The following is a 23,726-nucleotide window of genomic DNA, read 5'->3' as shown; positions in this document are numbered from 1 at the left end:
CTCATCATCGAGGCCGCTGCGAGGCCAGTTGAACCGTCGCCGTGGCCGTCCGCGGGCTTGGCGCCCGTGCCGTTTCCAAGAGTCACCTTTTTGCTCAGGATGCTCAGGAGGAACTGGCCGCAGATGCCGACACTCGACGATCTCTCCCGTTTTACCGACGCGCCGTTGCACGACTGGCTCGGCACGTTGCTCGTGAGCGCGCTCGCGCTCGTTCTCGCGTTCGCCATGCACTGGGTCGGCGGCCGCGTCCTGCTGCGCATCGCACGCCCGTATCCGCGCGTCAGCGGGTTCTTGCGCTATATCCGCAAGCCGGCTTTGGCCGTCCTCGCCATCCTCGCGATCGAGTTCGTCTGGTGGCAGGCGCCCGACACGCTCAGGCACATCGACGGCCTGCGCGAGTTGTGCGCGTTCGCGCTGATCGCCGCGATCACCTGGCTTTCGGTGCGCTGCGCGGCCGCGATTGGCGAAGCCATCATCGCCGCGCATCCGCTCGACATCGCCGACAACCTCCAGGCCCGCCGCATTCACACCCAGGCCCGCGTGCTCGCGCGCACGGTGATGGTGCTCATCATCATCGTGGGGGTGGGCGCGGCGCTCATGACCTTCCCGAACGTGAGGCAGATCGGTGCGAGCCTGCTCGCTTCGGCGGGCGTTGCCGGTCTCGTTGCCGGTATCGCGGCACGCCCCGTGCTAGGGAATCTGATCGCCGGTTTGCAGATCGCGCTCTCGCAGCCGATCCGGCTCGACGACGTGGTCGTGATCCAGGGCGAGTGGGGGCGCATCGAGGAAATCACGGGCACCTACGTTTCGGTGCGGATCTGGGACCAGCGGCGGCTCATCGTGCCGCTGCAGTGGTTTATCGAGAATCCGTTCGCGAACTGGACGCGCAGCAGCTCGCAGATCATCGGCACGGTGTTTCTGTGGCTCGACTACCGCATGCCGCTCGCGCCGCTGCGCGAGGCGCTCGCGCGCATTGTCGACGGCGCGCCCGAATGGGACCGCCGCGTGCAGGTTCTACAGGTCACCGACGCCAACGAGCGCGCCATGCAGGTACGCGTGCTCGTGAGTTCGCGCGACTCGGGCCTGAACTTCGATTTGCGCTGCCGCGTGCGCGAAGGGCTGCTCGATTTCGTCAACGAGCACTATCCGCAGTTCCTGCCGCGAGCGCGCGCCGAGGTTTCCGCGGAACTCGAAAGCAGCAGCGGCGACGTGTCGTCGTTCGTGCGGCGCCCGGCGCGGCAGGCTGCGGCGAGCACGGCGGCTCATACTGAGGCCGATCCCGTGACGGGCACACGCGTGCCGGGGGATAGCGAGGAACTGGAGGTGCGTCGCCAGGCGGCGGCGGCGGACGCCAACGCGACCGAAGCCGCCAGCGCCCGTGAGCCGGCGACTGAAAGTCGCCGCGAGGGAGCCTGAACCGCAGCGAAGGTCACCTGAGCACAACGGCGGCATGCTGCTCGGGCAATCCATTGCGCAGTCGATGCAGCAGTGCGAGGACAGGAGGAGGAACGGCAAGATGGGCAGACTGATAGTCGTCTCGAACCGCGTGGCGACGCCGACCGAAACCAAAGGCTCGGCGGGCGGGCTCGCGGTTGGCGTGTTCGGCGCGCTGAAGGACGCGGGCGGCGTGTGGTTCGGCTGGAGCGGCGACGTGGTGAGCGAGACGGTGGCGAACGCGGGGCCGACGCTCGTCGAAGACGGCCCCGTCACCTTCGCAACGGTCGGCCTCACGCGCAAGGACTACGATCAGTACTACCGCGGCTTCTCGAACGCCACGCTGTGGCCGGTCTTCCACTACCGCAACGACCTTGCGCGCTACGAGCGCGACGAATATGCGGGCTACCGGCGCGTGAACGCGTGGCTCGCGCACAAGCTCATGAAGCTGCTTCACCCGGACGACAACATCTGGGTTCACGACTATCACCTGATTCCGTTCGCCGAAGCGCTGCGCTCGGAAGGCGTGCGCAACCGTATCGGCTTCTTCCTGCATATTCCGTTTCCTTCGCCGCAAGTGCTGCAGACCATTCCACCGCACGAGGAACTCGTCAGATCGCTGTGCTGCTACGACCTGCTGGGCTTCCAGACGCAAAACGACCAGCAGGCGTTTCACGACTACATTGCGCGCGAGGCGCGCGGCAAGGTGGGAGCGCGCGCGGAGAATCCGGAGCATGGGGAGGTCGAGGCGTACGGCCGCAAACTGCGCACGGGTGTCTACCGCATCGGCGTGTTTCCCGATGAAATCGCCGAGCAGGCTGCGCGCTATGAAAGCCGCCAGCACGTGCTCGATCTCAAGCAGAGTCTGGAAGGGCGCAAGCTCATCATGAGCGTGGACCGGCTCGACTACTCCAAGGGGCTCGTCGAGCGGTTCCACGCGTTCGAGCAGTTGCTGGAAACATCGCCCGAATGGCGCGGCAAGGTCACGCTCGTGCAGATCGCGCCGCCCACACGCTCGGACGTCGCGAGCTACAAGGTCATACGCGAGGAACTGGAGCGCGAGGCGGGGCGCATCAACGGCCGCTATTCGAGCCTCGATTACACGCCAATCCGCTATCTGAGCCAGCAGTACGACCGCTGGAAACTGATGTCGCTCTTTCGCGAGTCGCAAATCGGCTATGTGACGCCGCTGCACGACGGCATGAACCTCGTCGCCAAGGAGTATGTGGCCGCGCAGAATCCCGCCGATCCGGGCGTGCTCGTGCTCTCGATCTTCGCGGGCGCCGCGGCTGAACTTTCCGGTGCGTTGCTCGTGAATCCTCACGATGCGGCCGGTATGTCGGAAGCGCTGGAGCGCGCGCTCTCGATGCCGCTCGAAGAACGCCAGGCGCGCTATCAGACCAACATGGAGGCGCTCAGACGCAACGATCTGGGCGTGTGGCGCGACAGCTTCCTGCGCGATCTCGCGGCAGTGCCCCAGCCGCGCTGACGGATGCAGGGCACAGGCGGTTCGCGTGGCTGAACGATTGCGTATGATGCGTGGCTTATCGAGGCACCACCAAGGCATCACCCAAGGCACTCGCCACGCACGTTCATGCTGACTACGCTCGCCATCGCCAATTACCGCTCGCTGCGCGAACTCATCGTGCCGCTGGGCGCGCTCAACGTCGTGACCGGCCCGAACGGCAGCGGCAAGTCGAATCTCTATCGCGCGCTGCGCCTGCTCGCGCTCACGGCGCGCGGCGGCGTGATTCCGTCGCTGGCGCGCGAAGGCGGCCTGCAATCGACGCTATGGGCGGGCCCCGAGCGCTTCTCGCGCGCGGTCGCAGCGGGTGAGTACGCCGTGCAGGGCACGGTGCGCAAAGACGCGGTGAGCCTGCGCCTTGGCTTCGCGGGCGACGCCTTTGGCTACGCGATCGACCTGGGATTGCCGTTGCCTTCGTCCACCTCGCAGTTTTCGCTGGACCCGGTCATCAAGCGCGAGTGCATTTGGAGCGGACCGATCCTGCGGCCTTCGGCGCTGCTCGTGGACCGCCAGGGGCCGATGATCCGCATCCGCGACGCATCGGGCGAATGGACGACGCTCGCGCAGCCCGTGGCGAGCTTCGACAGCATGATGACCGAGTACGCCGACCCGCGCAGCGCGCCTGAAATGATCGCCGTGCGCGAGCAGATCCGCTCGTGGCGCTTCTACGACCACTTCCGCACCGACGAACACGCGAGCGCGCGCCAGGTGCGGATCGGCACGCATTCGCCAGTGCTAGCCGACGACGGCGCCAACCTCGCCGCCGCGCTGCAAACGATCCGCGAGATCGGCGACGGGCAGGCGCTCGACACCGCCATTGGCGACGCCTTTCCGGGCGCGCGCGTGGAGATCGTGAATCACGAGGGCCGTTTCGAGGTGGCGCTGCGCCAGGAGGGGTTGCTACGGCCGCTGCGCGGCGCGGAGCTCTCGGACGGGACCTTGCGTTACCTGTTGCTCGCGGCGGCGCTGCTGAGCCCGCGGCCTCCCGGCCTGCTGGTGCTCGACGAGCCCGAGACGAGCCTGCACCCGGACCTGCTGCCGTCGCTTGCACGGCTCATCGCGCGGGCGTCGCGGCACTCGCAGGTCATCGTGGTCTCGCACGCGGCGCGGCTCGTGGCGGCACTGGAGCGCGAGGCGGGCAGCCAGTCGGTCGTGCTCGAGCGGCGCCTCGGCGCAACCGGATTCGCCGATCCGGACACGCTCGACGCGCCGGCATGGAAATGGCCCGCCAGGTAGGCCGGCAGGGCAAACGCAGGGATTGTTTCGGCATGTAACACCGTATAGAAATTGAAAGACTGACGGCGCACGTCGCCCGCTTGCCGAATAATGGGGATAGCCGAATGGGACAGTTGCCCGTCGCGCAGGCCTGACCGGACCCAACCCCGCAACAATCCGTGCTTACCCGGGGTAAGCCCGGGCCGCGGAGGCCGGGTCCGGCTGCCTTAGAATGTCCAGCACCGCAAGAACGGGCAACGCGGCCCCGTTTCCTGGAGACACTCGATGAGAATTGCGCAGATCGCCCCGCTGACCGAATCGGTCCCGCCCAAGCTCTATGGCGGCACCGAGCGCGCTGTTTCATACATCACCGAAGCGCTGGTCGAACTCGGGCACGACGTCACGCTGTTCGCGAGCGGCGATTCGCTCACGAGCGCGAAGCTCGAGCCCGTGTGGCCGCGCGCGCTGCGGCTAGACCCTGGCATTCGCGACCGCATCGCGCCGCACATGCTCCTCATGGAAATGGTGCGCCGTCAGGCCGACCAGTTCGATGTGTTGCACTTCCATATGGACTACTACTCGTTTTCGGTGTTCAAGCGCCAGGAAACGCCGTTCGTGACGACGCTGCACGGCCGCCTCGACCTGCCCGAACAGCAGCCGGTGTTCGATACGTTCAACACCGCGCCCGTCATTTCGATCTCGAACTCACAGCGTCAGCCGATGCCGCAGGCGCGCTGGCTGCGCACGGTCTACCACGGCCTGCCCGAGACGCTCTATACGCCGCAGCCCGTGGAGCAGCGCTATCTTGCATTTCTCGGCCGCATTTCGCCGGAAAAGCGCGTCGACACGGCAATACGCATTGCCGGGCGTTGTGGGTTGCCCATCCGCATCGCCGCCAAGGTCGACGAAGCGGACCGCGAGTATTTCGAGCGCGACATCAAGCCGCTGCTCGCGCTGCCGCACGTCGAGTACGTGGGCGAGATCAACGACAGCCAGAAGGCCGAATTCCTCTCCGGCGCGCATGCGCTGCTGTTCCCGATCGACTGGCCGGAGCCGTTCGGCCTCGTGATGATCGAGGCGATGGCATGCGGCACGCCCGTGGTCGCGTTCAATCGCGGCGCGGTGCCGGAGGTGGTGGAAGAGGGTGTGACGGGTTTTATCGTCGAGGACGAGATTGGTGCCGTGGCGGCGGTGAACCGCATCTCGCGCGTGACGCGTGCCGGTGTGCGGCGCCGCTTCGAAGAGCGTTTCACCTCGCACCGCATGGCGCAGGAGTACGTGCAGGCGTATGAGGCCGTGATTCGCGCGAACAAGCGCTCGCGCTTCAAGGTGATCGATACGTCCGCGAGTTGAGCCCGCGGACGTAACGGGCGCGCTTGCGCGCGTTTAAAAGTCGAGCTTCGTGATCTTCGTGCCGCCGAGCGAGAGGTCGCCGATCAGCCCGCTGTTGGTGAGCACGAAGACCTGCACGGGCTTGGTGGCCGTGGTGGTGTCGATCGAGCCGTTCGCGCCGACCTTCACGAGCGCGACCGATGCGTCGCCGCCTGCCGACCAGCCGCTCGAATTGCGGAATTTCGCGAGCGCGTCTTCCGTCATGAAGAGATAGACGACCGACTTCGACTGCACGCCGAGCGTTGCGCCGACCGAAGCCGACGACGTGCTGTAGAAGCCAACCGTGCTGCCGCCCACGCGCAGCGCGCCGTCGCCGTGCTCGCCGCCTACGCCAATGCCCGCCTGGATCACGCGCGGAAACACGAGGATGCCGCGAGCTTTGCTGACCAGCTCGCGCGAGCCTGGCACGGTTTGATAGAGACGCGAAAGCGTAGCGTCGACGTCGGAGTTGATTGAGTCGGCGCGCGACGCGTTGGTCGCGGCGTTCGGTGCCTGGCTGCCGGTGGTGGTGCAGCCCGAGAGTGCCGCGGCGCCGACGGCGATAGCGACAGAAGCCTTCAAAATGAAGCGGGATACGGCCATTTTATTCTCCGTTCTGGTTTCCGGGCGCCGTGATGTCACGGCGTCCGTTTGTTATACCTGAACGTCCCGCTCCGCACTTTGAGGCTGCGCAGCACAAACGCTGCGCGGTGGCGCATGCACGAAAGAAGCTAGTGCTCCGGCACCGGTTTGGCCGTGGGCCGCCGCAGGGCGCGCTTCACGCCGCCGATCAGCACGCCGAACGCGAGCAGCACCGCAGCGGGCACGACCCAGTAACCGACGAACGCGTGCCACAAATAGCCCGCGAGCGTGGTGCGTCGTACCGCGTATTCATCGCGCGCTTCCTGCTGGCGCTGCGCGTTCGCCGCGAGCACTGCGGCGGGACAACCGGCCGCACGCGCGGTGTCTGGCGTGCCGTGGCAGCGTAGCGCGGCGCCGGCGTCACGCTCGGCGTCGGTGAAGGTCCAGGTCGTCAGCGCGCGCTGCAAGTCCGCGCGGTTGTACGCCATCTCGTCCTGAACCTCGCGCACCGCGACGATCATCACCGGGACAAGCCAGAAGGTGATCACCATCAGCCAGCGGCGAAACCAGCGGTTCTTGTGTCTCCATGCCATCTGCGCCTCCGTTCGATGCCTTTGGCATCAACGTCAACTCGGCTGCCCGATGGCTAATAGGTGATTTCGCAGGCAGGGGCCGCCGCTCCAGCCATCATAGGAGAAAAACGACCAGGCTGAATGCGCTGGATTACGCAAATCCGCGCGTTTTCAGGTGACTTCGCCTCCTTCCACGATGATTCGCACAACCGAAGACCCGGGCGCGCGCAGATCGAGCGAACGCTGCAGCGCACAAAACCGACGCATAAAAAAACGCGCCGCAGCAAACGCTGCGGCGCGTGGGACCTGCCGTTCAGAAGGGTGCCTGAATTCGGTTCGCTCAGCTCTTTGTCGAAAGGCACGTCTTCATGAAAGCCTTGCGGTCGTCGCCCTTTTTGTCGCCGGCCTGGGCGTTGCACGCCTTCATGCGCTCCTGCTGGGTCATCGTCGGAGCCGGAACACCGGCAGCCGAAAGACACTGCTTCATGAAAGCCTTGCGATCATCGCCTTTCTTGTCGCCGGCCTGGGCGTTGCACGCCTTCATCTTGTTTTGCTGGCTGTTCGCAGCGGGCGCGGCGGGCGCAGCAGGCGCGGCGGTTTGCGCGAACGCCGGCGCGGCCAGCACGCCGCCCAGCACGATTGCAGCAATGACGGATTGCATCTTCATCGTTCACTCCCTTGAGTTTGGTCGTTCTGAGTTACCGTGCGGCCTGGCCGCTTGTGGACGGTGCGTCTTGCGTGCGCCGCCATTATGGCAAAGCCGCCATTAAAACGATGCGGCGATGTGTTCGGTTGACGCGCGCGCTGCTGCACAATGTTCGCTATCGGCCGTCGACTCAGCCAACCTCGTCCGACGCGGCCGCAACAGCACGGAGAACACGCATGCATTACCTCTTGATGTACGAGCTTGCAGACGACTATCTCGAACGCCGCCCCGAACACCGCAGCGCGCATCTGGCGCTCGCTTGGGCCGCCGCCGAACGCGGCGAACTACTGCTCGGGGGAGCCATTGCCGATCCCGTCGACAACGCGCTGCTGCTTTTCCAGGGCGAAAGCCCGGCCGCCGCAGAAGCGTTCGCGCGCGCCGACCCGTATGTGCGCTCAGGGCTAGTGAAGCGGTGGCGCGTGCGGCCCTGGCAAACGGTGGTGGGCGAAGCGGCTTCGAGTCCGGTGCGATAGGGTGCGCCAGGGTGCAATAGGGCGCGGCTGGGTGCGATCGACTGCGAGCACAAACAGCGGGCGAGGTTCAGACTGGCGCTTCGCCGTTTGCGTCCTCAGCGGCCGCTAGCGCCAGCAGGTCGCGTACGGTCTCGTCGCTGACCTGATCGAAGTCGAGGTAGAACTGGCCGACGCTGTAGAACGCCTCGGGCATGCGTGCGCAAACGAATTCGTCCACGGCGCCGCTCAGGCGCTCTTGCGAGCCGGCGGGCGCGACCGGAAGCGCCGCGACAATGCGCGCCGGGCCAAGCGTGGCAAGTGCGAGCGCCGCGGCCTTGAGCGACGCACCTGTGGCCATCCCGTCGTCGACGACAATCGCGACCCGGCCCGCCACGGCAAGCGGCGCACGTTCGCCGCGATAGCGCGCCTCGCGCCGGCCAAGCTCGATACGCGCGAGCGCCATGGCGCTTTGCAACTGCGCTTCGCTCACGCCGGCGCTGCGCACGAGCGAGCTGTCCACGTACTGTGCGCCGTTCGACGACAGCGCGCCCATGGCGAGTTCCGCCTGCCAGGGCAGGCCGAGCTTGCACACGGGCAGAACGTCGAGCGGCACGTGCAGCGCCTTCGCGATTTCATAGCCTACCGGCACGCCGCCGCGCGGGAGCGCGAGCACGATCACGTCGCGTCTGCCCGCGTAGGCCAAGAGCGGACCGGCGAGCAAGCGGCCCGCCTCGCGGCGGTCGGTAAAGGGGCGTTCCATGAGGAGATCCTCCGATTCCGTTGCGGGCAAACCGCCGCACAACGATGCGTTCAGTTTGCCACTCACAGGCGCACGCTGCTCGTAAAGCAACGCCGCGCACGCAGCCAGCACGCCGCACACCGTGCGAGTGGTGCGAGCGGCTCGCGCATGCCACTGCCAGCGCGATCCAAAGCCTGGCGGCATTCATTTGCATACGCGGATTTCTCGTTTGGCGCGCTCGTGCTGCCTCGCTACGATGAAGTCGATCCCGCTACCGACGAGGTCTCGCCATGTCCGAATCCGCCTCCTTCAATCCGCGCGTCGTCGAACCGGTCGTGCCCGATGCGCCTGACGGCCTCGGGCTTGCCGTCGAGCTATGGCTCGCGCGCCCGGTCGACGGCATCGCGGGCCGAGCCGTGCGCATACACCTGCGGCACGGCGCGCGCATGGAGCAGGCCGAGACGCTGCGCGATCTGCTCCATGCGGTCGGCACGGCGATCGTGGTCTCCTGAAGGCCCGGTCATCGCGCTCCTTAATCGAGCGGCGTGGCAAAGAGCGCGTCGAGCAGGTTCGACGAGGACGTGTCGGCGAGGCGCGTGAGCGATTCGACCATGCGCACCTGGCAGTCCACGAGCGGCAGCATGCGAATGCGCCGTGACTCGCCGAATTCCGCATGCGCGATCACGCCCACGCCCACGCCTTGCGCGATGGCCGTCTGCAGCGCCTCGCGCCCATCCACATAGAGCACGGGCTGGACCTGCAAGCCTTTGCGCACGAGTTCGGCTTCGAGCAATTGCTGCGTGACCGAATGCGTTTCGCGAAACACCATGGGTTCGCGCACGAGTTCCTCATAGGTCATGCGGCGCTTCTTCGCGGCGGGGCTCTCCGCGGGCACCACCGCGACCAGCGGTTCCTCGCGCAGCACGCGCGCCTGCAACCGGCTGTGCACCTGGCGCGCGGCCGTGATCGCGGCGTCGGCTTCGCTCGCGAGCACGCGGCGCATGCATTCAGTCGCGTTCGCGATCGAGAGCTTGATCACCACGCCGGGATAGCGCCGCCTGAACGCGCCGATCAACTTGATCGCGAGGTCCGGCGCGTCGGCGGCGAGGGCGAGTTCGCCCGATTCGAGCGCGCCCGCCGCTTCGAGCAGCCGCCGCGCGTCGCGCTCGCAGCCCACCATCTGACGCGTCACCGCGAATAGCCGCCGCCCGAGTTCCGTGAGTTCCACGCCGCGCGGCCCGCGCTCGAAGAGTTTGACCCCGAAATCCTGTTCGAGCCGCTTCACGTGGTCCGACACGGCCGGCTGCGTGAGCGAGAGCGCCTGCGCGGCGCGTGAGAACCCGCCGTGTTCGGCGACCGCGTGAAAAGCACGCAACTGCGCGTATTGCATGTCGAAGCGCTCCGGTAACAGGGGAAACGGCAAGGGATAAGTCAGGCTTATATCGACATCGATTATATCGATTTTACCGATGGAGGGCGCTGCGCTAACGTGTCGCCATTGACAGCCCTGACGCCCACCGGAGCCCGCATGACCACCCCCGCCGAGCCGTATCTCCTGACCCCCGGACCGCTCACCACCGCGGCCTCGACCAAGGCCGCGATGCAGCGCGACTGGGGCTCGTGGGACGCCGACTTCCGCGCCATGACCGCGCAGTTGCGCGCCGCGCTGCTCCAGATCGCGGGCGACGAGCGTGGTGACTATGACTGCGTGCCGTTGCAGGGCAGTGGCAGCTATTGTGTCGAGGCGATGCTCGGCAGCTTCGTGCCGCGCGATGGCCACGCGCTCGTGCTCGCCAACGGCGCGTATGGCAAGCGCATTGCCACGACGCTGCGCTACCTGGGCCGCCAGCACACCGTGCACGATACCGGCGACTACCTGCCGCCTCGCGCCGCGGACGTCGAGCGCCTGCTGGTCGCGAACCCGGACATCACGCATGTCGTCGTCGTGCACTGCGAGACCAGCTCCGGCATTCTGAACCCGATCGAGGAGATCGCGGCCGTGACGGCGCGCCAGGGGCGGCGCCTCCTGATCGACTCGATGAGCGCGTTCGGTGCCGTTCCGCTCGACGTGCGCGCGCTGCCTTGCGACGCGTTCGTTTCGTCGGCGAACAAGTGCATCGAGGGCGTGCCGGGCTTCGGCTTCGTGATCGCGAAAAAAGAAGTCCTGAGCCGCGCAAAGGGCGTGAGCCACTCGCTCGCGCTGGACATCTACGACCAGTGGGATGTCATGAACCGCACCGGCCAGTGGCGCTTCACGCCGCCCACGCATGCCGTGGCCGCGTTCATCGAGGCGCTGCGGCTGCACGCGCTCGAAGGCGGTCAGCCTGGGCGACTTGCACGCTATGCGCACAACCGCGACGTGCTCGTCGAGGGCATGCGCGAGCTCGGTTTCGAGCCGCTGCTGACCGAATCCTGGCGCTCGCCCATCATCGTCACGTTCTTTTCGCCGGCCGATCCCGCATTCGACTTCACGCGCTTTTACGAGCTCATGAAGGCACAGGGTTTCATCATCTATCCGGGCAAGCTGACCAGTGTGGAGAGTTTTCGCATCGGCTGCATCGGTGCGCTCGACGAAACCGTCATGCGCCGCGTCGTGGCCGCATGCGGCGAAGCGCTGCGCGCGCTCGGCGTGGCGAGTGCCGCGCCCGCGCCAGTCGATCTCGGCGCACGCGAAGCGCTCGCCGCTTGATGCGCGCCTATTGTTAAGAGTACAGACCACCGATTATTTGGCAGGACGCATGCAATGAAACACGTCAAGGCAGTGATCTTCGACTGGGCGGGCACCGTGGTCGACTACGGCTCGCGCGCGCCAATGGGCGCCTTCGTCGAGACCTTCGAGCAATTCGGCGTGCCGGTCACGATCGACGAGGCGCGCGGGCCGATGGGCATGGCCAAGCGTCCGCACATCGCGGCGCTGATGGCGCTGCCGCGCGTCGCGGCGGCATGGGAAGCGCGCTACGGCCACGCGCCGGGCGAGGCCGATATCGACGCCGTGTACGACGTCTTCGTGCCGAAGAACGTTGCCGTGGCCGCGCAGTACAGCGACGTCATTCCAGGCGTGGCGGCCGTGACCGCCGCGCTGCGCGCCGATGGCGTGCGCATCGGCTCGACCACCGGCTACACGCGGGAGATCATCGACCAGATCGTGCCGGGCGCGAAGGCACAGGGCTTCGAGCCGGACAGCATCGTCTGCACCGGCGACACGCCCGAGGGCCGGCCATCGCCCTACATGATCTACCGCACGCTGCCGCAACTCGGCGTGTGGCTCGCTCGCGATGCGATCAAGGTGGACGACACCGAAGTCGGCATCGAAGAGGGCATCAACGGCGGCACGTGGGCGGTCGGGGTCGCCGTGAGCGGCAACGCCTTCGGCCTGACCGAGGAAGAAGTCCACGCGCTCGCCCCCGATGAATTCGCACGCCGGCGCGCCGCGGCCGTAGAGCGTCTGCGCGCGGCGGGCGCGCACTATGTGATCGACAGCGTCGCCGACCTGCTGCCCGTGGTGAACGAGATCGAATCGCGGCTTGCCCGCGGCGAGCGGCCGTAAGCTGTATCTCGCGCGGCTTTTGCAGGCGACCCCGTCGCCTGCGCTAACATGGGCGCCCCTGTCATTGGCCGCCGCCCATGAAGACGTTTCTACTTTTTGTCGTGACCGCGCTCGCCGAGATCGTCGGCTGCTATCTGCCTTACCGGTGGCTGCGCGAAGGCGCGAGCGCGTGGCTTCTGTTGCCGGCCGCTGTTTCGCTTGCGCTTTTCGCCTGGCTGCTCACGCTGCATCCCACGGCCGCCGGGCGCACCTATGCGGCCTATGGCGGCGTTTATGTGTGCGTGGCGATTCTCTGGCTCTGGGCCGTCGAGGCGATCCGGCCAAGCCCCTGGGACTGGGCCGGCATCGGCTTCACGCTGGCCGGCATGGCGCTCATCATGTTCCAGCCGCGTTGAACGGCGCGAACCTCAACCGACGGTATTGACCTGCGGAAACTTGTCGCGAAAGGCCTGCGGCATCGGTACGACCTTTTTCGCTTCGTAATCGAAGAATACGAAGCCGGATTTCGCCATGGCGATGAGCGCGCCGTCGGCGGGCCGCGTAATGCGAAAGATGATGTCGCCGCCGTACTTGTTGAAATCCATGATGCCCACTTCGAAGCAGAGCGCGTCGCGCGCGTAGGCTTCGGCGCGATAGGTCGTGGCCAGATCGGTCACGATGATGCTCGTGTGCGCGTCCTTCATGCCCTCGATGCCCGCGTCGAACAGAAAACGCGCGCGCGCCTCGGAAATCATCGAGATCATCGAATCGTTCGCGAGGTGATTGGCCGAATTGATGTCGGTAACGCGCACTGTGAGGTGCGTCGAGTAATAGAACTGGTCTTCGGGAAAGTGGAGCTCGATGCGGGCCATGATGCGATGCGAAAAATTGGGGACGGGCGACGCCAGCGGGCTTGTAGGGCATGGGCGCCGGGGCGCGTTGGCAGGCGCGATTGTAACGGCTGACGCGTCGCCCCCGGCGCCAGCCCGGCGCTAGAATGCGTGAGCCTTTCGCCCGAGACTACCTTGCGCGCTCGCCATATTCATCGATTCCCGCCATGACCGACATAGCTGGCCCCGCATCCCGCACCGCCGCCGATACGCCCCCCGCGCCGAACGAGTTGCCCACACTAAACGGCCGCACGGTCGCGCTGCATCCGCTCTGCGCGCAAGACGCGCCACGCCTCGTCGCCGCGGCGGCGGACGGCGAACTCTGGAACCTCAAGGTGACGGTGGTGCCTGGTGCCACTACCGTCGATGCCTGGATTGCCCGGGCGCTCGATGGCGTGCGTGCCGGCACCGTCATTGCGTTCACGATCCGGCTGCGCGCCAGTGATCGCGTGGTGGGGAGCACGCGTTTCTGGAAGGTCGACCGTGAGAACCGCAAGCTGGAAATCGGCTCGACGTGGCTCGCTGCCTCGGCGCAGCGCACTGTCGTGAATACCGAGGCGAAGTTTCTGATGCTCAGCTACGCCTTCGAAACGCTCGGCTTCGTGCGTGTGCAGTTCACGACCGACGTGCTCAACGCGAAGTCGCGTGCCGCAATCCTGCGCCTGGGTGCGAAAGAAGAGGGCGTGGTGCGCCGTGAACGCATCATGCCGGATGGCCGCAAGCGCGATTCCGTGCGCTTTAGCATCATCGAGGACGAGTGGCCCGAGGTGAAGGCTGGCTTGTTGCGGCGGTTACAAGCCGCCGGCTGAGCCTTGCCGCGTCGGCGCAGCCGCTCGGGTGGCGCTTCAGTCGGCGGATCGCCTTCGGGTACCGGCGGCGGCTCGGGGTCCGAAACCGGAGGGGGCGGTGGGCGACGCGGATTATCGGGCTCCTCTGTCGGCAGATGGGCCTCGGGACCACGCAAAAAGCGAGCGGCAAGAAGGAAGTTCGAACGCATAGACCTCTCCGCGTTACAGGATGCGTGTGCGTGTGCGTGATGCGCTGCGGCATCGCGAATGCGCGAATCCACGCAAATCCATTTGCCCGGCGAAGCGCAAGCGCCGTGCCGCACAACACGCTCCTGGAACGCACGTTGCTGCGATTCGCGCACGGACCTTTGCAGTCATCTGTGAGTGGCGCGCGGCTATCCGCGCGGGCAGCAGTGGGACATCCGCCGCGCCGCGCTGGTCCCGGCGCGATTGCGCGCCGTGTAGGCGCAACCGTATTCCGTAAGCGACTCCTCATGGCGAACGTGGGCCCCCGGGTACAGCGCTTGCATTGGCGCGGTATTCATCGTCCATTTGCACAAGGGAGGGGGATACCATGACGACACAATCGAATCGCCCGCTGAAGTCGCGTGACCGGGCATCCCGGCACACATCGGCATGCGTCGTCGCGCTTGCGTGCGCGCTTGGGTGCACGTTGGGCGCGCCTTCTGCCGCGCTCGCGCAGGGCGCACCGCAATCGATCGCCGTGCAGCGCATGGCCACGGTGCAGTCGGGCACCGGCTTTCGCGCGTCGAAGCTCGTAGGCTCCGATGTCTACGACAATAGCGGCGGCAAGATCGGCGCAATCGACGACATCGTGCTCGAATCGCCTGACGAAGGCGCCTTCGCCATTCTCTCCGTGGGCGGCTTCCTCGGCATGGGCAAGCATCTCGTGGCCGTACCGTTCAACGATCTGCGCATCGACAGGAAACAGATCGTACTGCAGACCGATAAGGCGCAGCTAAAGGCCATGCCCGAGTTCAACTACGCGCACGATTGACGCGCGCGCGGGCGCGCTTGCTGGAGGTCAAGCCGGCCAGCGCCTTAGTCCAAAGTCCTATTGCGCGCGCCACGTCCACACACCATAGTGGAAGGATGCCTCGTGGGAGGCGTCCGAAGCGGGGAGCAATTCAATGGCGAAGAAAGAGGAAGTCAAGGCCGCGAGCGCAACGCAGCCGGCGGAAAAACTCAGCGAAAAAGCCTATCAAAAGGAGCTCGAGCACTTGCATGGCGAACTCGTTCGCTTGCAGGAGTGGGTGGTCCAGAAGCGCCTGCGGGTATGCATCCTGTTCGAAGGGCGCGACGGCGCAGGCAAGGGCGGCACGATCAAGGCGCTCACCGAACGGGTGAGCCCGCGCGTGTTTCGCGTATTCGCGCTGCCCGCGCCCACGGAGCGCGAAAAGTCGCAAATGTACTTTCAGCGCTACCTGCCGCTGTTGCCCGCTGCCGGTGAAATCGTGGTGTTCGACCGCAGCTGGTACAACCGTGCGGGCGTTGAGCGCGTGATGGGCTTTTGCACGCCGGAACAGGCGACGGAATTCCTGCGCGGCGTGCCGCTCATCGAGCGCGCCATCATCGACTCGGGCACGATCCTCATCAAGTTCTGGCTCGAAGTGAGCCAGAAAGAACAGACGCGGCGCCTCGAAGGGCGTATCAACGACCCACGCAAGATCTGGAAGCTTTCGCCGATGGACCTGCTGTCGTATAGCCGCTGGTACGACTATTCACGCGCGCGCGACGAAATGTTCGACATGACCGATACGCCGGAGTCCCCATGGTTCGTTGTCCGATCCGATGACAAGAAACGCGCGCGCCTGAACGTCATCAATCATATTCTGAACACCATTGCGTACAAGGCGCTGCCGCGCGAGAAGGTCACGCTGCCCGATCGCCAGAAGCCACATGGTTACCGCGACCCGGACTACCCCTACCGGTACGTGCAGGAGAAGTACTGAGCGGCGCGCGCGATCCGGCGCGGCTTCTCGTCGCGGCGGATCAAACCACACTATCATCACGATTGAACGCTCACGAGGGGTAGACCATGGCCGAACTGCTGCTGGGAAATATCGACGAACACGTCACGGACGCCGAAATCAACGAGTTTCTGGAGCGCTACGGTTTTCCGCCGTACGACGCAATTCAGCGCATCGAGGGGGCGGGGCGTCCCGGCGCCTTGCTCACCTTCCACGCGGCGAGCGAAGAGGGGCTGCGCAGGTTGCAGGGCCGCATTAACAACCTGTTCTGGCGCGATCACACCATCAGCGCTCAGGTCATGCCGCCGGCGCGCGAGGAGTAGGCGGGCGCCAACACACAACAGGGCGCGTACCACGGCTTTGTCAGCTGCGGTGCGCGCCCTGCGTTTTCAGGCGCCGTTTCAGGGCGCTCGAACTCGGACCGAAGTCAGGCCTGATCTCAGGCCGGCGTCAATAAAAGATCAACCCCGGCTTCTCCGTGCTCACGCGCGTGCCCGCCTTGCCTTGGGTAATCGCCACGATATCGGGCAGCGCGCCAATCACTGCATCCTTGCCGGTGTTACGCGCGAACTCGGCTGCCGCCATGACCTTCGGTCCCATCGACCCGGCCGCAAAGCCAAGCTTCTCCAGTTCGTCGGGATGCGCGCTTGCAATCGCCTTTTGCGACGGCTTGCTCCAGTCGACGTAAGCGGCGTCCACGTCGGTGGCGATGATGAGCATGTCTGCTTCCAGCTCCTGCGCGAGCAGGGCGGAGCACAGATCCTTGTCGATCACGGCCTCCACGCCGCCCAGCTTGTGGCCTTCGCCGTAAAGCGTCGGAATGCCGCCGCCGCCCGCGCAGATCACGATCGTGCCGCGCTCCAGCAGCCATTTCACAGGGCGGATCTCGAAGATGTGCTTCGGCCGCGGGCTCGCCACGACACGGCGGAACTTGTCGCCGTCCGGCGCGATGGCCCAGCCACGTTCGGCGGCAAGCTGCTCCGCCTGTTCCTTCGTGTAGACCGGGCCGATCGGTTTGCTCGGATGCTGGAACGCCGGATCGTTCGCGTCCACTTCGACCTGGGTGAGAATGGTCGCGAAGGGCACCTCGTACGGCAGGAGATTGCCGAGTTCCTGCTCGATCATGTAGCCGATCATGCCTTCGGTCTGCGCGCCGAGCACGTCGAGCGGGTAGCTGGGCACGTCCTTGTAGGCTTCGCCTTGCAACGCGAGCAGGCCGACCTGCGGCCCGTTGCCGTGCGCGATCACCAGTTCGTTACCCTGTGCGATCTGCGAGATCTGGGTGGCCGCGAGGCGCACGTTTTCGCGCTGGTTCTCCGCCGTCATCGGCTCGCCGCGACGCAGCAGCGCGTTGCCGCCGAGCGCAATCACGATTCGCATGTCTGACTCCCAAGGTTAGGCGTATCGGTGAAGTGGGGCGCGCGCACTGCACACGCGCCCCGTCGAGCGGCGTAGCTCAAATGTCGGCGAGCGTCGACACGAGAATCGCCTTGATCGTGTGCATGCGGTTTTCCGCCTGCTCGAAGGCCAGATTCAGCGGCGACTCGAACACTTCCTCCGTGACCTCGACGCCGCCCTTGAGCTCGGGATACTTGTCGGCGATCTGCTTGCCGATCACGGTCTCGCTGTTGTGGAAGGCGGGCAGGCAGTGCATGAAGCGCGTATGCGGCGTGCCGCTCGCTTTCATGAGCGCCATGTTCACCTGGTACGGCAGCAGCGCCTTGATGCGCTCGCCCCAGGCTTCCATGGGCTCGCCCATCGAGACCCACACGTCGGTGTGGATGAAATCGACGTCCTTGACGGCGGCCTTGGGGTCCTCGGTGAGCAGGATGCGCGCGCCGCTTTCCTCGGCGAACTTCTTACAGTCCGCCACGAGATCGTCATGCGGCCAGAGCGACTTCGGCGCGGCAATGCGCACGTCCATGCCGAGCTTCGCGCCGACGAGCAGCAGCGAGTTGCCCATGTTGTTGCGCGCGTCGCCGAGATACGCGTAGCTGATTTGCGTGAGCGGCTTGTCGGAATGCTCGCGCATGGTGAGCACGTCGGCGAGCATTTGCGTGGGGTGGTATTCGTCGGTCAGGCCGTTGAACACGGGCACGCCCGCGAACTTCGCCAGTTCCTCGACGATGTCCTGTTTGAAGCCGCGATACTCGATCGCATCGTACATGCGGCCCAGCACACGTGCCGTATCCTTCATGCTCTCCTTGTGGCCGATCTGCGAGGAGGTTGGATCGATGTAGGTGACGTTCGCGCCCTGATCGTAGGCCGCGACTTCGAACGCGCAGCGCGTGCGCGTGGAAGTCTTCTCGAAGATCAGCGCAATATTGACGCCCTTGAGGTGTTGCTGCTCGGTCCCCGTGTACTTGGCGCGCTTGAGGTCGCGCGAGAGGTCGAGCAGATAACGCAGCTCGCGGGTGCTGTGATGCATCAGACTAAGCAGGCTGCGGTTGCGCAGATTGAAAGCCATGTCGTTTCTCCGTTGCGAATGCAGTGGGTTGCGGTTTGGTGCGGCGCTCAGAGATCGATGGCGTCGCGCACGATCGGGCACGTCATGCAGTGGCCGCCGCCGCGCCCGCGGCCCAGTTCGCTCGCCGTGATCGTGATGACCTCCACGCCGGCCTTGCGCAGCAGCGTATTCGTATAGGTGTTGCGGTCGTAGCCAATCACGACGCCGGGTTCGAGGCACACCACGTTGTTGCCGTCGTCCCATTGCTCGCGCTCGGCCGCGAACGCGTTGCCGCCCGTCTCGACGATGCGCAGGGCCTTCAGGCCCATCGCTTCGGCCACCACGTCCACGAAGGGCTTTTCCTCACGGCGCAGGTCGAGCTTCGAGGGGCTCTTGTCGTCGGGGCGAACCGAGAACGGCACGATCTCGTTGACGACTTCCGGGAAGATCGTCACGAGGTCGCGGTCGCAGAAGCTGAATACCGTATCGAGGTGCATGGCTGCGCGCGACTTGGGCAGGCCCGCCACGACGACGCGCTTTGCGCCGCCTTTGGCGAAAAGGTTCTGCGCCAGACGCCCGATGGCCTGGCGGCTCGTACGCTCGCCCATGCCGACCAGCACGACGCCGTTGCCAATCGGCATCACGTCGCCGCCCTCCAGCGTGGCCGCGCCATGGTCCTCGTCGGGGTCGCCGTACCAGACCTCGAAGTCCTTGCCGGCGAACTGCGGGTGATAGCGGTAGATCGCCGTGGTGAGCAGCGTCTCCTGCCGCCGCGCCGGCCAGTACATCGGGTTCAGCGATACGCCGCCGTAGATCCAGCATGTCGTGTCGCGCGTGAAAAGCGTGTTGGGCAGCGGTGGCAGCACGAAGCTCGAATAGCCGAGGTAGCTGCGGAACTCCTTCAGGATCTTGCTTTGGTCGCTGTCCGGAATATCCTCGGCCACCACGCCGCCAATCAGAAATTCCGCGGTGCGGCGCGGCTCCAGCCCTTCGAGCCAGCTGCGCACCTCGCCGGCCAGCGAAACGCCCACGGTTTCCGGGCGAATCTTGCGATCGAGGATGTACTTGAGCGCTTCCGGGTTCTGAATCGCTTCGGTCAGCAGATTGTGCATCTCGAGGACTTCCACGCCGCGTTCGCGCATCTTCGTCACGAAGTCGAAGTGGTCGCGCTTCGCCTGGCTGACCCAGATGACGTCGTCGAATAGCAGTTCGTCGCAGTTGCTGGGCGTGAGGCGTTGATGCGCGAGTCCGGGTGAGCACACCATGACCTTGCGCAGCTTGCCCGCCTCGGAATTGACGCCAAAGGCGACAGTGTCCGTACTCATCATGAGACTCCTCGAATCAGAGGGTGAGAAAGCCCTTGTACAGGCCGAAAGCCGCCACCAATGCGCCAATCAGCACAGCGGCGAAAACGAACCTCTCGATGTTCGTGAACACGGGCTGGCCGACTTCGCGTTTTGCGCGCGCGAACAGCACGATGCCTGGCGCGTAGAGCAACGCGGAGAGCAGCACGTATTTGAGACCGCCGGCGTAAATGAGCCAGATCGCGTAGATCACGGCAACGCCCGCGATGACGAGGTCCTTGCTGCGCTCGCCGCTGTCGGTTTCGTACGTTTCGCCGCGCAGCGCGAGCAGGAATGCGTAGGCCGCCGACCAGAAGTAGGGCAGCAGGATCATCGAGGTCGCGAGATAGATGAGCGAGAGATACGTGCCCTTCGAGAACAGCGTGATGACGAGGAAGATCTGCACCATGCCGTTCGTGAGCCACAGCGCGTTGGCCGGCACGTGCTTCGCATTTTCCTTGCGCAGGAAGTTTGGCATCGTGTGGTCGCGCGCGGCCGAGAAGATGATTTCGGCGCACAGCAGCACCCACGAGAGCAGCGCGCCCGCGAGCGACACGACCAGCCCCACGCTGATCAGAATCGCGCCCCAGTGGCCGACCACGTTTTCGAGCACGCCTGCCATCGAAGGATTCTGCAGGGCGGCGAGTTTGGGCTGCGTGAGCACACCGAGCGACAGCACGTTCACGAGCACGAGCAGAAGCAGCACGCCAACAAAACCGATGACCGTGGCCTTGCCGACATCGCTGCGCTTCTCCGCACGCGCGGAGAAGATGCTCGCGCCTTCAATGCCGATAAACACCCACACGGTCACGAGCATCATGTTGCGGACCTGGTTCGTCACGCTGCCGAGCTTGGGATTCATTTGTCCCCAGAAGTCGGCCGTGAAGATGCTGGAGCGGAAGGCAAACGCACAGAGAATAATGAAGAGGCACAGCGGCACCAGCTTCGCGACCGTGGTGATCTGGTTGACGATCGCGGCTTCCTTGATGCCGCGCAGCACGAGAAAGTGCAGCGCCCAGAGCAGCACCGAGGCGCAGATGATGGAGATCGGCGTATTGCCCTCGCCGAAGACCGGGAAGAAGTAGCCGAGCGTACTGAACAGGAGAACGAAGTAGCCGACGTTGCCGAGCCACGCGCTGATCCAGTAGCCCCACGCCGAGCCAAAGCCCATGTAGTCGCCGAAGCCGGCTTTCGCGAAGGCGTACACCCCGCCGTCGAGTTCGGGCTTGCGCACGGCCAGTGACTGGAACACGAACGCGAGCATGAGCATGCCGACCGCGGTGATCGCCCAGCCGATCAGCACCGCTCCGGCGTCGGCGCTGGCCGCCATGTTTTGCGGCAGCGAAAAGATACCGCCGCCCACCATCGAGCCCACGACGAGGGCGGTGAGCGCGCCGAGGCGCAGCCTGTTGGCGGCGGCTGGCGCGGCGGCGCTATCGGGTTTTGCGGCGGGGCGAGGCGTAGACGTCGATTCGGACATGCGCGGTCTCCTGTACGAGCCGGCAGGGCCGCAGATCTCGCGCTGCGCGCCAACCCGTCAACTTGCTTTGTGCCTGCGTCTGCAGCGCGCGTCGCATGCCGCGAGAGCGCAACCCGCGCCGCTACGCGCTCAATCTGATAGTGGGCGCGCGATCTGACAATAAGACCTTGGTCCGATAGGGAGAGGAGAATTGGCGGGAATTAGCGAAATTAAAGGCATTAGCGCATTGCATTTTTATGACAGCTCATATGCCAATTGCGTACGGGTTAAGTCATAAGCATGATCTCCCCGCAGAACAGGTGTTGTGCGCGGTGAGGAGAATCCGAGATTTGGTTGATTTGTGCGGTACAACACAGCATACGAATTGGAATATTCGTTGATTGAGTCCGGCAATAAAATGGTGGTCACGCGAGCGTATTCAATCCAGGCTTTTATTCGAAATATTAAAAATGAATACGGATTGACAATGCAATGACGCGTGACGTTAGCGGACATCGCTGTGAGTGAATGTAAGCGAGCCTCTTCCACTGGTTTCCCTGAATTGTTCGAGGCGCACTGGCTCCGGCACCATTAGGTCAGACAAACCCGCAAGCGCCCGCGCAACGAGATGAACGAAACGCTCACCGCATCCCCTCCGGCCTGGACTCCGACGCCGCAGCAGGTCGAATCGGCCCGCATCACCCAGTTCACGAAGTGGCTCGGCGATACGCGCGGTCTGACGTTCGACGACTACGACGCGCTATGGCGCTGGTCGGTCGAGGACGTCGACGCGTTCTGGTGCGCGCTCTGGGACTGGGCGCAGATTCCCTCGCGCGAGCCGCGCGGCGTGGCGCTAGCCGACGCCGCGATGCCCGGCGCGCGCTGGTTTCCCGGCGTCGAGTTGAACTACGTCGAACGGGCTTTCCAGCTTGCGAGCGAGGCACGACCCGCGATCGTGTCGCGCAGCGAGAGCGGCCCGACGGCCGGGCGCACGCGCGAATTGAGCTGGGCGGAGCTGCGCCGCCAGGTGGCGGCTTGCGCGGCCACGCTGCGGCGTATGGGCGTGACCCGCGGCGACCGCGTGGCGGCTTTCATGCCGAACACGCCAGAGACCGTCGTGGCATTTCTTGCCACGGCGAGCGTGGGGGCGATCTGGTCGGTGTGCTCGCCCGACATGGGCCCGCTCGCGGTCCTCGACCGCTTCCGGCAGATCGAGCCCAAGGTGCTGTTCGCCGTGGACGGCTATCGCTACGGCGGCAAGCCGCACGACCGGCGCGAACTGATCCACCATTTGCTGCGCGAGTTGTCGAGCGTGGCGCACCTCGTGTTCGTCCCGCAGCTCGATCCCGACGCCAACGTGAAGGAGTACCCGCAAGCGACGGCGTGGCGCGACGCAGTCGCGGGAAACGTCCCGCTGCAAATCGAGAGTGTGCCGTTCGACCATCCACTGTGGATCGTTTATTCATCGGGCACGACGGGCATGCCCAAGGCCATCGTGCATTCGCACGGCGGCATCGTGGTGGAGCACGTGAAGCTCACTGCGCTGCACCTCGACTTGAGCCCCGGCGACCGTTTTCACTGGTACGCCAGCACGAACTGGATCATGTGGAACTGCCAGGTGGGCGGCCTGCTCGCGGGGGCGACGCTCTGTCTCTACGACGGCAACCCCACGTACCCTGACGCGCAGGCGCTGTGGCGCTTCGTGGGCGAGACGGGCGTCACGTTCTTCGGCGCCGGGGCGGCGTATTTCCAGGGATGCCTGAAGTCCGGTGTCGAGCCGCGCGCGGCGGCGGATCTCTCGCGCCTGCGCGCGGTCGGCTCAACCGGCTCGCCGCTGCCCCCCGAAGCGTACGCGTGGATACTCGAACACGTGGGCCCGGTGTGGATCGACGCGATTTCGGGCGGCACCGATTTCGCGGGCTGCTTCCTCGCAGGCGTGCCGACCTTGCCGGTTTATCTCGGCGAAATGCAGTGCCGATGCCTTGGCGCGCGAGTCGAGGCGTTCGATGAGGCCGGGCACGCGCGCATCGACGAAGTCGGCGAACTCGTGTGCACCGCGCCCATGCCTTCGATGCCGCTCTACTTCTGGCGCGACGAAGCGAACCGCCGCTACCGCGAGAGCTACTTCGACATGTTTCCTGGCATCTGGCGCCACGGCGACTGGCTGCGCATCACCCCCCGGGGCGGCGCGGTCATCTATGGTCGCTCGGACGCCACCATCAACCGTCACGGCATTCGCATGGGCACGAGCGAGCTGTATCGCGCGGTGGAGTCGGTACCCGAGGTGCTGGACAGCCTCGTGGTCGATCTGGAGTACCTGGGGCGCGCCTCGTCAATGCCGCTCTTCGTGGTGTTGCGCCCCGGTGTCGAGCTGACCGACGCGCTCGCGCAGCGCATTCGCGCGCGCGTGCGCGAGGCGCTCTCGGCGCGCCACGTGCCCGACGAGATCCATCAGGTAGCGGCCGTTCCGCGCACGCTCTCGGGCAAGAAGATGGAGGTGCCGATCAAGCGGCTTCTGCTCGGGCAGCCGCTCGAGAAGGTGGCCAATCCGGACACCATGGCCAACCCGGAGAGTCTCGCGTGGTTTGCTGAATTTGCGCAGGCGAGGGGCGAAGCGCACTAAGCGGCCCGCGACAGCGCAAGACTTCGGGGCGCGGCAGCGCCGTTTCGGCCGCGCCGATTTAGAA

The 23,726-nt window shown here is 65.5% G+C and carries 24 protein-coding genes; 14 read left to right on the top strand and 10 right to left on the bottom strand.

All coding sequences use genetic code 11. The annotated features are described in order from the left end of the window. Positions 1–123: 123 nt before the first annotated feature. The 4 genes from U5A52_RS30950 to U5A52_RS30935 all read left to right on the top strand — a co-directional run bounded on the left by U5A52_RS30950 (position 124) and on the right by U5A52_RS30935 (position 5,527). A complete protein-coding gene (locus U5A52_RS30950; RefSeq protein ID WP_321937583.1) occupies positions 124–1,416 on the top strand; it encodes a mechanosensitive ion channel family protein in 1,293 nt (430 codons plus the stop codon). A gap of 100 nt (positions 1,417–1,516) precedes the next feature. After that, positions 1,517–2,923, top strand: coding sequence for an alpha,alpha-trehalose-phosphate synthase (UDP-forming) (gene otsA, locus U5A52_RS30945; RefSeq protein WP_321914894.1), 1,407 nt, complete (start codon positions 1,517–1,519; stop codon positions 2,921–2,923). Between the two features lie 105 nt (positions 2,924–3,028). Continuing rightward, positions 3,029–4,195 carry an AAA family ATPase gene (locus tag U5A52_RS30940; RefSeq protein ID WP_321937581.1) on the top strand — a complete coding sequence of 389 codons (1,167 nt, stop codon included), beginning with the start codon at positions 3,029–3,031 and terminating at the stop codon, positions 4,193–4,195. Between the two features lie 264 nt (positions 4,196–4,459). After that, positions 4,460–5,527 carry a glycosyltransferase family 4 protein gene (locus U5A52_RS30935; RefSeq protein ID WP_321914896.1) on the top strand — a complete coding sequence of 356 codons (1,068 nt, stop codon included), beginning with the start codon at positions 4,460–4,462 and terminating at the stop codon, positions 5,525–5,527. 33 nt (positions 5,528–5,560) lie between these two features. Here the strand turns inward: U5A52_RS30935 and U5A52_RS30930 are convergent, their stop codons facing one another. The 3 genes from U5A52_RS30930 to U5A52_RS30920 all read right to left on the bottom strand — a co-directional run bounded on the left by U5A52_RS30930 (position 5,561) and on the right by U5A52_RS30920 (position 7,366). Next, positions 5,561–6,148, bottom strand: a complete 588-nt coding sequence (locus tag U5A52_RS30930) for a YSC84-related protein (RefSeq protein ID WP_321914897.1) — start codon at positions 6,146–6,148, stop codon at positions 5,561–5,563. 128 nt (positions 6,149–6,276) lie between these two features. Further along, positions 6,277–6,720 carry a hypothetical protein gene (locus U5A52_RS30925; RefSeq protein WP_321914898.1) on the bottom strand — a complete coding sequence of 148 codons (444 nt, stop codon included), beginning with the start codon at positions 6,718–6,720 and terminating at the stop codon, positions 6,277–6,279. 319 nt (positions 6,721–7,039) lie between these two features. Next, positions 7,040–7,366: a PsiF family protein gene (locus U5A52_RS30920; RefSeq protein ID WP_321937579.1), complete on the bottom strand. Its 327-nt coding sequence runs from the start codon at positions 7,364–7,366 to the stop codon at positions 7,040–7,042. Positions 7,367–7,581: 215 nt separating this feature from the next. On the opposite strand from U5A52_RS30920, the gene U5A52_RS30915 reads away from it, so the two are divergent. After that, complete coding sequence (locus U5A52_RS30915) at positions 7,582–7,878, top strand: YciI-like protein (protein ID WP_321937577.1); 297 nt, start codon at positions 7,582–7,584, stop codon at positions 7,876–7,878. A gap of 67 nt (positions 7,879–7,945) precedes the next feature. Here U5A52_RS30915 and U5A52_RS30910 read toward each other — a convergent pair whose 3' ends face one another. After that, positions 7,946–8,617: a phosphoribosyltransferase gene (locus U5A52_RS30910; RefSeq protein WP_321937576.1), complete on the bottom strand. Its 672-nt coding sequence runs from the start codon at positions 8,615–8,617 to the stop codon at positions 7,946–7,948. A gap of 269 nt (positions 8,618–8,886) precedes the next feature. On the opposite strand from U5A52_RS30910, the gene U5A52_RS30905 reads away from it, so the two are divergent. Further along, positions 8,887–9,108: a hypothetical protein gene (locus tag U5A52_RS30905; protein ID WP_158757792.1), complete on the top strand. Its 222-nt coding sequence runs from the start codon at positions 8,887–8,889 to the stop codon at positions 9,106–9,108. A 20-nt stretch (positions 9,109–9,128) separates the two neighbouring features. On the opposite strand, the gene U5A52_RS30900 is transcribed toward U5A52_RS30905, so the two are convergent. Next, positions 9,129–9,986 carry a LysR substrate-binding domain-containing protein gene (locus U5A52_RS30900; protein ID WP_321914902.1) on the bottom strand — a complete coding sequence of 286 codons (858 nt, stop codon included), beginning with the start codon at positions 9,984–9,986 and terminating at the stop codon, positions 9,129–9,131. Positions 9,987–10,124: 138 nt separating this feature from the next. Between U5A52_RS30900 and U5A52_RS30895 the strand changes: the two genes are divergently transcribed. The 3 genes from U5A52_RS30895 (at position 10,125) to U5A52_RS30885 (ending at position 12,538) form a co-directional block, all read left to right on the top strand. After that, positions 10,125–11,285, top strand: a complete 1,161-nt coding sequence (locus U5A52_RS30895) for a 2-aminoethylphosphonate--pyruvate transaminase (RefSeq protein WP_321937574.1) — start codon at positions 10,125–10,127, stop codon at positions 11,283–11,285. 54 nt (positions 11,286–11,339) lie between these two features. Further along, on the top strand, positions 11,340–12,143 hold the full coding sequence (phnX, locus tag U5A52_RS30890) for a phosphonoacetaldehyde hydrolase (RefSeq protein WP_321914904.1): 804 nt from the start codon (positions 11,340–11,342) through the stop codon (positions 12,141–12,143). A 77-nt stretch (positions 12,144–12,220) separates the two neighbouring features. Further along, positions 12,221–12,538: a YnfA family protein gene (locus U5A52_RS30885; protein WP_321914906.1), complete on the top strand. Its 318-nt coding sequence runs from the start codon at positions 12,221–12,223 to the stop codon at positions 12,536–12,538. A 12-nt stretch (positions 12,539–12,550) separates the two neighbouring features. Here U5A52_RS30885 and U5A52_RS30880 read toward each other — a convergent pair whose 3' ends face one another. Next, positions 12,551–12,994 carry a thioesterase family protein gene (locus U5A52_RS30880; protein WP_233881541.1) on the bottom strand — a complete coding sequence of 148 codons (444 nt, stop codon included), beginning with the start codon at positions 12,992–12,994 and terminating at the stop codon, positions 12,551–12,553. Between the two features lie 185 nt (positions 12,995–13,179). Here U5A52_RS30880 and U5A52_RS30875 point away from each other — a divergent pair, with 185 nt between their 5' ends. The 4 genes from U5A52_RS30875 (at position 13,180) to U5A52_RS30860 (ending at position 16,114) form a co-directional block, all read left to right on the top strand. Then, positions 13,180–13,821, top strand: coding sequence for a GNAT family protein (locus U5A52_RS30875; RefSeq protein WP_321914907.1), 642 nt, complete (start codon positions 13,180–13,182; stop codon positions 13,819–13,821). A 553-nt stretch (positions 13,822–14,374) separates the two neighbouring features. Continuing rightward, the gene (locus U5A52_RS30870) at positions 14,375–14,818 is read left to right on the top strand and encodes a PRC-barrel domain-containing protein (RefSeq protein WP_321914908.1); all 444 of its coding nucleotides are present in this window, start codon (positions 14,375–14,377) and stop codon (positions 14,816–14,818) included. A gap of 133 nt (positions 14,819–14,951) precedes the next feature. Then, complete coding sequence (gene ppk2 / locus U5A52_RS30865; RefSeq protein WP_321914909.1) at positions 14,952–15,773, top strand: polyphosphate kinase 2; 822 nt, start codon at positions 14,952–14,954, stop codon at positions 15,771–15,773. Between the two features lie 86 nt (positions 15,774–15,859). Beyond that, complete coding sequence (locus U5A52_RS30860) at positions 15,860–16,114, top strand: RNA-binding protein (RefSeq protein WP_110387579.1); 255 nt, start codon at positions 15,860–15,862, stop codon at positions 16,112–16,114. 127 nt (positions 16,115–16,241) lie between these two features. Here the strand turns inward: U5A52_RS30860 and arcC are convergent, their stop codons facing one another. The 4 genes from arcC to arcD all read right to left on the bottom strand — a co-directional run bounded on the left by arcC (position 16,242) and on the right by arcD (position 21,060). Beyond that, entirely contained in the window at positions 16,242–17,171 is a 930-nt protein-coding gene (gene arcC / locus U5A52_RS30855) for a carbamate kinase (RefSeq protein WP_321914910.1), read from the bottom strand. Between the two features lie 76 nt (positions 17,172–17,247). Next, positions 17,248–18,258, bottom strand: coding sequence for an ornithine carbamoyltransferase (locus U5A52_RS30850; protein WP_321914911.1), 1,011 nt, complete (start codon positions 18,256–18,258; stop codon positions 17,248–17,250). A 47-nt stretch (positions 18,259–18,305) separates the two neighbouring features. Further along, the gene (arcA, locus tag U5A52_RS30845) at positions 18,306–19,565 is read right to left on the bottom strand and encodes an arginine deiminase (RefSeq protein ID WP_415774080.1); all 1,260 of its coding nucleotides are present in this window, start codon (positions 19,563–19,565) and stop codon (positions 18,306–18,308) included. 13 nt (positions 19,566–19,578) lie between these two features. Further along, complete coding sequence (gene arcD / locus U5A52_RS30840; RefSeq protein ID WP_321914913.1) at positions 19,579–21,060, bottom strand: arginine-ornithine antiporter; 1,482 nt, start codon at positions 21,058–21,060, stop codon at positions 19,579–19,581. 607 nt (positions 21,061–21,667) lie between these two features. On the opposite strand from arcD, the gene U5A52_RS30835 reads away from it, so the two are divergent. Continuing rightward, complete coding sequence (locus U5A52_RS30835; protein WP_321937570.1) at positions 21,668–23,662, top strand: acetoacetate--CoA ligase; 1,995 nt, start codon at positions 21,668–21,670, stop codon at positions 23,660–23,662. Positions 23,663–23,726 lie beyond the last annotated feature (64 nt).

Origin of the sequence: Paraburkholderia sp. J8-2 (assembly GCF_905220195.1) — a bacterium.
Lineage (GTDB): Bacteria > Pseudomonadota > Gammaproteobacteria > Burkholderiales > Burkholderiaceae > Paraburkholderia.
Note: the sequence above shows the minus strand (reverse complement) of the source record. Positions and strands in the feature narration are given on the sequence as shown.